Consider the following 12425-nt stretch of genomic DNA (forward strand, 5'->3'; position numbering starts at 1 on the left):
TATATCTTTGCAAAATCTAAAAAATATGTTTATGAAACAAGTGAAATTTTTCTTGGTGGCTTTGATGGCTGTGGTTATGGGTATGTCAGTTACTTCTTGTATGAATGGAGATGATAACCACAATGTTACAATGACTGTTCCTGTTAAGTATAATTATGGATCATTTTTGATGGGTGATGGAACTACGAAGTTGGTGCCAACTACAGAGTTGGGCTTTTTGGATGGAAATATGTTTATAATTTCATGCCAATATGACCAATCACAGGTGACAGCAAACAGTACTAATATACCAGTTACTTTGCTATCTACTCCGCTTTGTATTGACCCTAAAGGTAATGAAACTTTGACTTACACAAAAACGGAACCTACTAATCCTCTTTATTCATTGGATAAGCAACAGTCAAGTTTAGTTTATTATGATAAAAATACGATTGTTTTGACAATGCCATATTGGGTGAAAGTTACAAACTCTAGCGTTGAAGATTCAGAAGTAAAGAAACATTCATTTGTTCTTTCCTATGATCCTGACATAAAAGCTACTGATACTAAACTAAAATTATATATTAGTCACGTTGTTGATGATGCAGAAGGTGAGACTGTTACTCGTTCTAATTTTACGTATGCTTATAGAGCTTATTCTATTAGGACTGCTCTTGAAGCATTTAAAACAGCAACAAGTGGTAAATTGCCGAAATACTTGGAACTGACAGCTGAAACCAATAATTCGAAAGATGAATTGAAAGAAGCGAATGGAGAAACTTCGGTTGAATATGATTACGCATTTACAGAATAACATTGAACTACAAAGAACTATTTAACATAGCAATGAAATTGATTTCCTCTCCGGCCAAGGCCTGGGAGGAAATTTCTATGGAAGAGGATAGGCGAAAAGTATTTATGGCTTTTGTCTATCCTATGATTGGTTTATGCGGTCTGTCCGTATTCATCGGTTCGTTATTGACGAATGGGTGGGGAGGTCCGCAAAGTTTCCAGATAGCTATGACCAATTGTTGCGCCGTAGCTGTAGCCTTGTTCGGTGGCTATTTTCTGGCAGCTTATGCCATCAATGAAATGGGAACAAGGATGTTTGGCATGCATAGTAATATGCCGTTGACACAACAGTTTGCAGGATATGCATTGGTTGTGTCTTTCCTGCTTCAGATAGTAACCGGACTATTACCTGATTTTAGAATTATTGCTTGGTTGCTGCAGTTCTACATCGTCTATGTGGTATGGGAGGGAGTTCCTATACTGATGGGAGTAGAAGAAAAACAACGATTAAAATACACCCTTTTGTCGTCTGTATTGTTAATACTATGTCCGGCAGTGATACAGATCGTGTTTAATAGACTGACGGCTATACTTAATTAATGAGTAAAGATGAAACAACCTCCTGTAAATATAAAGAATAAACGGGCTACGTTTGATTACGAGCTGATAGATACCTACACAGCAGGTATTGTATTGACCGGTACGGAAATAAAGTCCATTCGTTTGGGAAAAGCCAGTCTGGTAGATACGTTTTGCTATTTTACGAAAGGCGAATTGTGGGTGAAGAATATGCACATTGCCGAATATTTCTATGGATCGTACAATAACCATACGGCACGTAGAGAGAGGAAGTTGTTGCTTAGTAAAAAAGAATTGGAGAAACTTCAGCGGGAGATGAAAAATCCCGGCTTTACGATTGTTCCTGTACGCTTGTTTATCAATGAAAAAGGTTTGGCGAAACTGGTAGTCGCTTTGGCGAAAGGTAAGAAAGAATACGATAAACGAGAATCTATAAAGGAGAAAGACGACCGTAGAGATATGGCAAGAATGTTCAAGCGGTAAGTAAAAACCGCTATAAGATAAACGCCGGACTGCGAAGTGTCTGGCAGAAGATGGCAGAGTAGGTATTTAGGTATTAATGTGATAGGGTAATGAAAAAGACAATTTCTCAAGTCGTATCCGAGCGCATCCTTATTCTGGATGGGGCAATGGGTACAATGATTCAACAATATAACCTCAAGGAAGAAGATTTTCGTGGTGAACGGTTTGCGCATATCCCCGGACAGTTGAAAGGGAATAACGACTTATTGTGTCTTACACGTCCCGACGTGATTCAGGATATTCATCGTAAATACCTGGAAGCAGGTGCGGATATCATCGAAACCAATACATTCAGTTCGACTACAGTTTCTATGGCTGATTATCACGTAGAAGAATACGTGCGTGAGATGAATCTGGCAGCCGTAAAACTAGCCCGTGATCTTGCCGACGAGTACACTGCAAAGAATCCCGATAAACCGCGTTTTGTAGCCGGCTCTGTAGGCCCAACCAATAAAACCTGCTCTATGAGCCCGGACGTGAACAATCCGGCTTATCGTGCTTTGAGTTACGACGAACTGGCTGCATCCTATCAGCAACAGATGGAAGCAATGCTTGAAGGTGGCGTAGACGCCATTCTGATCGAAACAATCTTTGATACCCTGAATGCTAAAGCTGCTATTTTTGCAGCCGAACAAGCAATGAAAGCAACAGGTGTCGAAGTGCCTGTCATGTTATCTGTAACGGTGTCTGATATTGGCGGACGAACATTGTCCGGCCAGACATTGGACGCATTTCTTGCTTCCGTGCAACATGCCAATATCTTTTCTGTCGGTTTAAACTGTTCTTTCGGAGCCCGCCAATTGAAACCATTCCTTGAACAACTGGCAGCTCGTGCACCTTATTATATTAGCGCCTATCCGAATGCCGGATTACCGAATAGCCTGGGTAAGTATGACCAGACACCTGCTGATATGGCTCACGAAGTGAGAGAATATATCGAAGAAGGACTAATCAATATCATTGGCGGCTGTTGTGGAACGACGGATGCCTATATTGCCGAATATCCCGCCCTCGTGAAAGGTGCTAAACCACACGTCCCTGCTCTTGCACCGGATTGTATGTGGCTTTCCGGACTTGAACTATTGGAAGTCAAACCGGAAATTAACTTTGTAAATGTCGGCGAACGTTGCAACGTAGCCGGTTCTCGTAAGTTTCTTCGTCTGATAAACGAAAAGAAATATGATGAAGCTCTCTCCATCGCCCGTCAACAAGTGGAAGATGGTGCCTTGGTGATTGACGTCAATATGGATGACGGACTGTTGGACGCAAAGACAGAGATGACTACTTTCCTGAATCTTATCATGTCCGAACCGGAAATAGCCCGTGTTCCGGTAATGATTGACTCTTCCAAATGGGAAGTGATTGAAGCCGGCCTGAAATGTCTGCAAGGAAAGTCAATCGTTAACTCCATTTCTCTGAAAGAAGGCGAGGACGTTTTCCTCGAACATGCCCGTATCATCCGCCAATATGGAGCGGCCGCCGTCGTAATGGCTTTTGATGAGAAAGGTCAGGCAGATACAGCCGCCCGTAAAATAGAAGTTTGCGAACGGGCTTACCGTCTTTTGGTAGATAAAGTAGGTTTTAATCCTCATGATATTATTTTTGACCCCAATGTACTTGCCGTAGCTACGGGGATCGAAGAACATAATAACTATGCCGTAGATTTCATTGAAGCTACCGCATGGATCAAAAAGAATCTTCCGGGTGCTCATATTAGCGGAGGAGTCAGTAACCTTTCTTTCTCTTTCCGTGGCAATAATTATATCCGTGAGGCGATGCACGCTGTATTCCTTTATCATGCCATTCAGCAAGGAATGGACATGGGAATTGTGAATCCGGGTACTTCCGTGTTATATAGTGATATCCCGACCGATGTATTGGAAAAGATAGAAGATGTCGTCTTAAATCGTCGTCCGGACGCAGCGGAACGTCTGATAGAATTGGCGGAATCGCTGAAAGCAACTATGAGCGGAACTGCCGGACAACCAGCCGCCAAACAAGATGCGTGGAGAGAAGAATCCGTTCAGGAACGCTTGAAATATGCCTTGATGAAAGGAATCGGAGATTTCCTTGAACAGGATTTGGCGGAAGCATTGCCGCTTTATGATAAAGCAGTCGATGTGATTGAAGGCCCGTTGATGGATGGAATGAATTATGTAGGTGAGTTGTTTGGTGCCGGTAAGATGTTTCTTCCCCAAGTTGTGAAGACTGCCCGTACGATGAAAAAAGCCGTAGCTATCCTGCAGCCGATTATCGAATCGGAAAAAGTGGAAGGAAGCGCCGCGGCTGGAAAAGTGTTGCTGGCAACTGTAAAGGGCGATGTGCACGATATTGGAAAAAATATTGTAGCGGTGGTGATGGCTTGCAATGGTTATGATATTGTAGACTTGGGAGTGATGGTGCCGGCGGAAACCATTGTGCAGCGTGCCATTGAAGAAAAAGTGGATATGATTGGATTGAGTGGTCTGATTACTCCCTCTTTGGAAGAAATGGCGCATGTGGCTTTGGAACTCGAAAAAGCAGGACTGGATATTCCTCTTCTGATTGGTGGGGCTACTACATCGAAAATGCATACAGCATTGAAGATTGCTCCTGTCTATCACGCTCCGGTGGTACATCTGAAAGATGCTTCCCAGAATGCAAGTGTTGCTTCCAAATTATTGAATCCACAGCTGAAAGCCGAATTGGTGAACGAACTGAATAGCGAATATGAGGTGCTTCGTGAAAAAAGCGGTCTGCTGAAACGTGAAACGGTTTCATTGGAAGAGGCGCAGAAAAATAAGTTGAATCTGTTTTAAATAGTATCACAATGAAAAAGATTTTCTCTTTCTTATGTCTGATTGCAGCAATAGTTGTTGCTATGAGCGCATGTTCTTCTACCAAAGAAGAAAAAGGAACGTCCGAAACCGGAAATGCTGCTTTGGATAATATCTTCGCACGTAAAAGTGTGCGTACTTATCTGAATAAGGGAGTGGAGAAAGAGAAAATAGACTTGATGCTTCGTGCCGGAATGGCTGCCCCTTCGGGTAAAGATGTCCGTCCTTGGGAGTTTATAGTAGTATCCGACCGTGCCAAACTGGATTCAATGGCTGCTGCGCTTCCTTATGCAAAGATGTTAACCCAAGCCCGTAACGCTATCATTGTCTGCGGAGATTCTGTACGTTCGTCTTATTGGTATTTGGATTGTTCAGCAGCAGCGCAAAATATTCTGCTGGCTGCCGAAAGTCTGGGACTGGGGGCTGTATGGACGGCTGCCTATCCTTATGAAGACCGTATGCAGGTGGTACGCAAATATACCAATCTACCTGATAATATCCTTCCGCTTTGTGTCATTCCTTTCGGCTATCCGGCTACAAAAGAGAACCCGAAACAGAAATTTGACGAGAAAAAGATACATTATAATCAGTATTAGTAAGCAAAAGTTTTGTCTTTTCAATAATTTCCTTACATTTGCAACGCTAATTAAAATCTGATACGCAAATGTTTGGAATAGACGACCCTTTTATAATTCTGCCTTACCTTCTTTCAGTGGTATGTGTGATCTTTGCTGCCTGGTTTGGGCTGAAGTATTGGAATAAGGACGACGAAAAAGACGAAACTCGATGAATACATTTACACTCGGCTTGATTGTGATAGGATATCTCCTGTCACTTGCTTACCTCGGCTTTTTGGGATACAAGAAAACAACGAATACCAGTGACTATCTGGTAGGCGGACGTCAGATGAATCCTATTGTTATGGCACTTTCTTACGGTGCTACGTTTATCTCTGCATCTGCTATTGTAGGTTTTGGAGGAGTGGCGGCAGCTTTCGGAATGGGTATTCAGTGGCTCTGTTTCCTGAATATGTTTATTGGGGTTGTCATTGCTTTTATCTTTTTCGGTTTACGCACCCGGCGTATGGGTGCAAAACTGAATGTGAGCACTTTTCCTCAATTATTAGGGTGTCATTTTCGTTCCCGTAATATACAGGTATTTATTGCTGCTGTTATTTTTGTCGGAATGCCGCTTTATGCAGCAGTTGTGATGAAAGGTGGAGCTGTATTTATCGAACAGATCTTTCAGATTGATTTCAATATCTCTTTGTTGATATTTACATTGGTTATTGCTGCTTATGTTATTGCAGGCGGTATGAAAGGAGTCATGTATACAGATGCGTTGCAGGCAGTAATCATGTTCGGTTGCATGCTGTTTCTATTATTCTCTTTATACCAGGTGCTCGGTATGGGTTTTACCGAGGCGAATAAAGAGTTGACTGCTATTGCTCCGTTAGTCCCGGAAAAATTTAAAGCATTGGGACATCAGGGATGGACTGCAATGCCTGTTACAGGTTCACCGCAATGGTACTCACTTGTTACTTCCCTTATTTTAGGAGTAGGAATCGGATGTCTTGCGCAACCCCAGCTAGTGGTTCGTTTTATGACTGTGGAAAGTAGCAAACAATTAAACCGCGGTGTATTTATCGGTTGTTTCTTTTTGATTATAACAGTAGGAGCTATCTATCATGCCGGAGCTTTGAGTAACCTTTTCTTCCTGAAAACAGAAGGAGCGGTTGCTACCGAAGTAGTGCAGGACATCGATAAGATTATTCCATATTTTATTAATAAAGCGATGCCCGACTGGTTTGCCGCACTCTTTATGTTATGTATCCTTTCGGCCAGTATGTCTACACTAAGCTCGCAGTTCCATACAATGGGGGCTTCGGTAGGTTCTGATATCTATGGAACTTATAAACCCCGTTCGCGGAATAAACTGACCAACGTGATTCGTCTGGGAGTATTGTTCTCTATTCTGGTCAGCTACATTATTTGCTATATGTTGCCTCATGATATTATCGCCCGTGGAACTTCTATCTTTATGGGGATTTGTGCTGCAGCTTTCCTTCCAGCCTATTTCTGTGCTTTATATTGGAAGAAAGCTACTAAGCAGGGTGTCATGGCAAGTCTTTGGGTCGGAACAATCGGTAGCCTGTTTGCCCTTGTATTTCTTCATCAGAAAGAATCTGCAGCATTAGGTATCTGCAAAGCATTATTTGGACGGGATGTATTGATTACCACTTATCCTTTCCCTGTGATTGATCCGATATTATTTGCCTTACCATTATCTGTATTAGCCATCATCGTAATCAGCTTAATAACCAAAAAATAAGTATTAAGTAAGTATCAAGTATTAAGTATTACGCCATGCGGATAAACATCTCAAAGGCCACGGTTAATACTTAATACTTGATACTTAATATTAATCATGCTTTTATTTTCTTCTTGTAGGATTCGTAGCGCGACATGATATCACGTACGAAATTGTAAGTCTCGATACCACGGAAATACCCGTTTTTGCAGACAGGGTCGGTAAAGTATTCTTCGTTGCTTTTGAGCAGGATGAAGTTTTCTACATTGTCTTTCCATACTAGTTTGTTCTTTCCGTATTTTTCGGCTAGCGCCATGGCATCGTATATATGTCCCAAGCCGGCATTATAAGATGCCAGAATGAAGTTGAGTCGTTCCTGTTTGTCGGGAATCATACTGAAACTGCGGTCGGTGGCGGCGATATATTTGATAGCCGCTTTCACACTTTCCTCCGGATTCTGCTCCTTGCCGGGAGGTACTCCCATTGCCCGGGCGGTGGCAGGCATTAACTGCATCAGTCCTTTGGCGCCAGCCCAGGAAACAGCTGTGGTATCGAAATTAGATTCAGTATAGGCTAGTGACGCCAGCATACGCCAATCCCATCCGATATCTTTGGAATACTTTCTGAATAAATCATCATAATGAGAAATTTTCCCCTCTTTCAATGAAAGGATAGGAGAGTGGGGCATCATTTTACTATTCTCAAAATAACGTTTCATACTGGCTGTGTAGGCAGGAGAGGTCATATTTTCCTGATGCCATTTAGTAGTGGCGGCTGCCAGTTCGGGACTGTCTTTTCGTACTGCCCACGAAGACCGTTGATCGAAACTGATAGACAGATCGATATTTAAATTAGGATAATAGGTCTTATTTAATTTTGCCAGGTCATTGTCGGCTACTGTATACGGAATTTTTCCTTGCGCCACTTGCGTTATCAAGTCCTCGATGGTAGTACTGTCATTGGTAACTTCATGAATCCGGATGCCGCCTCCTAATTCGCTGTTCAGATTGACGAGGCGGTCGTAATATTTCCCCGGCTTTACGTATATATCTTTTCCTACCAGTTCGGTTACGTCTTTTAATGGCTTCTGTTTTCCTCTTCCTTGTTGAACAATCACTTGATGGGTGATGACATCTTCACCACAATAAAGCAGACTGTCTTTCCACTCTTTGGTGATAGGCAGATTATAGGCAATCATATCTCCTTCGCCTGCCAGCAATTTTTGAATCATCTCGTCAACGCTGTTGGCAACTTCAATCCTAAGCTTTAGTCCCAGACTTTTGGCAAACTGCTCGCTAAGTTCATACTGGAATCCCATTTCCTGTCCCCGGTAAATAAAATAGGAAGTAGAGCTATACAATGTCAATACAACGAGTTCGCCACTATCTTTTATTTGTGGAAGATCACGTGTGGATTCATCCGTTGTACTATGTTGCTTGTTCCGGCATCCGAACACACAACAGAACAATACGAGGAATAAAGGGATAATCAGTGTCTTGACATTCATACCTGACATTTTGCTTTTAACTCTCCATTCTCCACTCTCAACTCTTCAAGTGTTTCTTGATGTACATAGTCAGTATATCAATAGCTACCTTATTACTGCCGCCTTCCGGTACAATAAGGTCGGCATATCGTTTGCAAGGTTCGATAAATTGCAGGTGCATAGGCTTTAAAACCCGTGTATAGCGTTCCATTACAGCTTCGGCAGTACGTCCGCGCTCAATAACATCTCTTTGGATAACACGTATCAGGCGTTCGTCGGGATCGGCATCTACAAAGATTTTAAGGTCCATCATATTGCGTAGCTTTTTATCACATAAAGCAAGGATTCCTTCAATGATAACCACTTCACGAGGTTCGATATGAATCGTTTCGGGCTGGCGCGTACAAGTGAGATAAGAATAGGTAGGCTGTTCGATGCTATTTCCTTCTTTCAGCATCATGACATGTTTGGATAGTAGGCTCCATTCAAAAGCATCGGGATGGTCAAAATTGATATTCTGGCGTTCTTCAACCGGGACATGACTACTGTCTTTGTAGTATGAATCCTGTGGTAAGAGTACTACTTCCCCTGCGGGGAGACTTTCTATAATTTTCCGTACGACGGTGGTCTTTCCGGAGCCTGTTCCGCCTGCTATTCCTATAATTAACATCTCTTTAAATGTATATTTGAACCAAATAGAGTATTTTTGCATTACTATTAATGCGATGATTGCATTAACAAGACAAATATAGAAACAATTCATTAAAATAACAACGTAATGGTAAAACACATTGTATTATTTAAGTTAAAAGACGAAGTTCCTGCTGAAGAGAAACTGGTAGTCATGACTAAATTCAAGGAAGCGATAGAAGCTCTTCCTGCTAAAATCTCTGTCATTCGCAAAGTGGAAGTCGGATTGAATATGAATCCTGGTGAAACATGGAATATTGCGCTTTACAGTGAGTTTGAAACACTAGAAGATGTGAAATTCTACGCAACACATCCCGACCACGTAGCTGCCGGTAAGATTTTGGCTGAAACGAAGGAAAGCCGTGCATGCGTAGACTATGAATTATAAACCCCAAAAATAAAGATGAGAAAAATAATTTCTTTCCTGCTTTTAAGCTTTGTTGTATATGCATTGCAAGCGCAGATCAAAGATCCGGTAAAGTTTAAAACAGAACTGACACCTCTCTCCGATACGGAGGCAGAGGTGGTGTTTACGGCTGCCATTGATAAAGGTTGGCATGTTTATTCTACCGACCTGGGAGATGGCGGTCCTATTTCTGCAACATTTAATGTTGATAATAAATCGGGTGTCGAGCTTGTCGGTAAACTGAAACCTGTGGGCAAAGAAGTAGCTACTTTCGATAAATTGTTCGAAATGAAGGTACGTTATTTCGAGAATACAGCAAAGTTTGTGCAGAAAGTGAAATTTACGGGTGGAGCTTACGCGATAGAAGGTTATCTGGAATACGGAGCTTGTGATGACGAGAGTTGTCTGCCTCCTACTCAAGTGCCATTCAAGTTTTCGGGAGTAGCAAAAGCCGGAAATGCTGCCGCAACGAAAACAGAACAATCGAAAGCAGAACAACCGGAACAAAAAGTAGTGGATAAGGCAGATAAGAAAGAAGAGGCAACTTCTGTTGCTTCGAAAGACTCATCTGCTATGATGGAGTTGGTGCCTGCAACTACAACGGAAGCAGCCACGGATATTCAGCCGGCAGTTGCCTCTAGTGAACTTTGGAAACCCGTTATCAGTGATCTGCAAGCATTAGGTGAGGAGCACGGTCAGGAAGATATGTCCTGGATATATATATTTATTACAGGGTTCCTTGGAGGATTATTGGCTTTGTTCACTCCTTGTGTGTGGCCGATTATTCCAATGACAGTCAGCTTTTTCCTGAAACGCAGTAAAGACAAAAAGAAAGGAATTCGTGATGCGTGGACGTATGGTGCATCTATCGTCGTGATTTATGTGGCATTAGGTTTGGCTATTACCTTGGTTTTCGGTGCCAGCGCATTAAACGCTTTATCTACCAATGCTATTTTCAACATTCTCTTCTTCCTGATGTTGGTGATTTTTGCCGCTTCATTCTTTGGAGCGTTTGAAATCAGACTACCCTCGAAATGGGGAAACGCAGTAGATAGCAAAGCGGAATCTACGACCGGATTACTAAGTATTTTCCTGATGGCTTTCACGCTTTCATTGGTATCTTTCTCTTGTACAGGTCCGATTATCGGATTTCTGCTGGTACAGGTATCTACCACAGGAAGTGTGGTTGCTCCGGCAATCGGTATGTTAGGATTTGCCATTGCTTTGGCATTGCCATTTACACTTTTTGCCCTGTTCCCGTCTTGGCTGAAATCTATGCCGAAGTCCGGTGGATGGATGAATGTAATCAAAGTAACGCTGGGTTTCCTCGAATTGGCGTTTGCGCTTAAATTCTTGTCGGTAGCTGACTTGGCTTACGGTTGGAGACTGCTTGACCGCGAAACATTCCTGGCTCTGTGGATTGTAATCTTTGCTTTGCTTGGATTCTATCTGTTGGGTAAGATCAAATTTCCGCATGATGACGATGATAATAAGGTGGGAGTCACCCGCTTCTTTATGGCATTAATCTCTTTAGCGTTTGCCGTATATATGGTTCCCGGTTTGTGGGGAGCACCATTGAAGGCTGTATCTGCATTTGCTCCGCCTATGCAGACGCAAGACTTCAATTTGTATAAGAACGAGGTACATGCGAAATTCGATGATTATGATTTAGGCATGGAATATGCCCGTCTGAACGGAAAGCCCGTTATGCTCGACTTTACCGGATATGGTTGCGTAAACTGTCGTAAGATGGAAGCAGCGGTGTGGACTGATCCGAAAGTGAGTGATTTGATTAATAACGATTATGTACTGATTACTCTCTACGTGGATAATAAGACTCCGTTGACAGAGCCCGTAAAGATAATCGAGAACGGTACAGAACGTACTTTGCGTACTGTCGGCGATAAATGGAGTTATCTGCAACGTGTGAAATTCGGAGCCAACGCCCAGCCTTTCTATGTATTGTTGGACAATCAGGGTAAACCGTTGAATAAGTCGTATGCTTATAACGAAGATATTCCTAAGTATATCGAATTCTTGCAGACCGGATTGGAGAATTATAAGAAAGGGAAAAATTAAAATCTTCGATAAGGCACTGTCTTGAATGATAAATGAAATAAAAGCGGTCTCATCTTTTCGGTGAGATCGCTTTTATTTTTTTATTTCAGAAAAAATACATACGTTTGTAACATCATAACAATACCTTTGTGCCCAAAAATAAAGAAAATATGTACGCAACAGACACTCTTGTAAATGAACGGGAATTGGTTCTCCGTCTGATAGACGGAGATGAAGAGGCCTTTTGCGAACTTTATGCCGCTTACAAGAATCGTTTGCTCTACTTCGCCCTGAAGTTCGTCAAGTCGCGTGAATTTGCTGAAGATATTTTTCAGGATGCATTTACGGTAGTCTGGCAAACTCGTCGTTTCATCAATCCCGAAGCCTCTTTTTCTTCCTACCTTTATACCATCGTACGTAATCGTATTCTGAATCAGTTGTGCGACATGGCTAATGAAGATCAGCTGAAAGAACAGATTCTTTCTCAAGCGATCGATTCAACAAACGAGACCAATAACCATATTTTGCTCAATGATTTGAAAGAGATTGTTGCCCGTGCATTGGAACAATTGACACCCCGCCAACGGGAAGTGTTCAAAATGAGCCGTGAGTTACAGATGTCTCATAAAGAAATAGCCGAAGCGTTGGGTGTCTCTGTTCATACGGTGCAGGAACATATTTCTGTTTCTCTGAAAGTGATTCGTTCTTATCTGACTAAATATTCAAGTACATCAGCTGATATACTTTTGATTCTATTTTGTTTAAACTTATAATAAATGTTAATCAC

At 42.1% G+C, this 12425-nt stretch carries 12 protein-coding genes; 10 read left to right on the forward strand and 2 right to left on the reverse strand.

Translation table 11 applies throughout. From position 1 onward, the window contains the following. The first annotated feature begins 31 nt into the window (after window positions 1-31). From KTR06_RS03940 to KTR06_RS03965, 7 genes are all read left to right on the forward strand, one after another. Window positions 32-793, forward strand: coding sequence for a hypothetical protein (locus KTR06_RS03940; protein ID WP_087318217.1), 762 nt, complete (start codon window positions 32-34; stop codon window positions 791-793). A 32-nt stretch (window positions 794-825) separates the two neighbouring features. Further along, the gene (locus KTR06_RS03945; protein WP_004315986.1) at window positions 826-1371 is read left to right on the forward strand and encodes a Yip1 family protein; all 546 of its coding nucleotides are present in this window, start codon (window positions 826-828) and stop codon (window positions 1369-1371) included. Between the two features lie 9 nt (window positions 1372-1380). Further along, window positions 1381-1833 carry an SsrA-binding protein gene (gene smpB, locus KTR06_RS03950; RefSeq protein ID WP_004310798.1) on the forward strand — a complete coding sequence of 151 codons (453 nt, stop codon included), beginning with the start codon at window positions 1381-1383 and terminating at the stop codon, window positions 1831-1833. An 89-nt stretch (window positions 1834-1922) separates the two neighbouring features. Further along, window positions 1923-4670 carry a methionine synthase gene (metH, locus tag KTR06_RS03955; RefSeq protein WP_211146409.1) on the forward strand — a complete coding sequence of 916 codons (2748 nt, stop codon included), beginning with the start codon at window positions 1923-1925 and terminating at the stop codon, window positions 4668-4670. Window positions 4671-4681: 11 nt separating this feature from the next. Beyond that, on the forward strand, window positions 4682-5284 hold the full coding sequence (locus KTR06_RS03960; RefSeq protein ID WP_004315984.1) for a nitroreductase family protein: 603 nt from the start codon (window positions 4682-4684) through the stop codon (window positions 5282-5284). Between the two features lie 68 nt (window positions 5285-5352). Next, the gene (locus tag KTR06_RS24435) at window positions 5353-5478 is read left to right on the forward strand and encodes a symporter small accessory protein (protein WP_004296931.1); all 126 of its coding nucleotides are present in this window, start codon (window positions 5353-5355) and stop codon (window positions 5476-5478) included. Then, window positions 5475-7019 (forward strand): sodium:solute symporter, encoded by a 1545-nt coding sequence (locus tag KTR06_RS03965; RefSeq protein ID WP_217289979.1) that lies wholly within the window; start codon window positions 5475-5477, stop codon window positions 7017-7019. Before KTR06_RS24435 ends, KTR06_RS03965 begins: the two co-directional genes overlap by 4 nt. Window positions 7020-7113: 94 nt before the next feature. Here the strand turns inward: KTR06_RS03965 and KTR06_RS03970 are convergent, their stop codons facing one another. Both KTR06_RS03970 and udk read right to left on the reverse strand, forming a co-directional pair. After that, the gene (locus KTR06_RS03970; protein WP_074909089.1) at window positions 7114-8505 is read right to left on the reverse strand and encodes a transglycosylase SLT domain-containing protein; all 1392 of its coding nucleotides are present in this window, start codon (window positions 8503-8505) and stop codon (window positions 7114-7116) included. Window positions 8506-8542: 37 nt separating this feature from the next. Further along, window positions 8543-9154 carry a uridine kinase gene (gene udk / locus KTR06_RS03975; RefSeq protein WP_032811070.1) on the reverse strand — a complete coding sequence of 204 codons (612 nt, stop codon included), beginning with the start codon at window positions 9152-9154 and terminating at the stop codon, window positions 8543-8545. 108 nt (window positions 9155-9262) lie between these two features. On the opposite strand from udk, the gene KTR06_RS03980 reads away from it, so the two are divergent. From KTR06_RS03980 to KTR06_RS03990, 3 genes are all read left to right on the forward strand, one after another. Continuing rightward, window positions 9263-9562 carry a Dabb family protein gene (locus KTR06_RS03980; protein ID WP_217289980.1) on the forward strand — a complete coding sequence of 100 codons (300 nt, stop codon included), beginning with the start codon at window positions 9263-9265 and terminating at the stop codon, window positions 9560-9562. Between the two features lie 15 nt (window positions 9563-9577). Beyond that, the gene (locus KTR06_RS03985) at window positions 9578-11659 is read left to right on the forward strand and encodes a cytochrome c biogenesis protein CcdA (RefSeq protein ID WP_217289981.1); all 2082 of its coding nucleotides are present in this window, start codon (window positions 9578-9580) and stop codon (window positions 11657-11659) included. A gap of 149 nt (window positions 11660-11808) precedes the next feature. Continuing rightward, complete coding sequence (locus KTR06_RS03990) at window positions 11809-12411, forward strand: RNA polymerase sigma-70 factor (RefSeq protein WP_217289982.1); 603 nt, start codon at window positions 11809-11811, stop codon at window positions 12409-12411. Window positions 12412-12425: the final 14 nt, after the last annotated feature.

The organism is Bacteroides sp. MSK.20.12 (assembly GCF_019052435.1).
Lineage (GTDB): Bacteria > Bacteroidota > Bacteroidia > Bacteroidales > Bacteroidaceae > Bacteroides > Bacteroides xylanisolvens.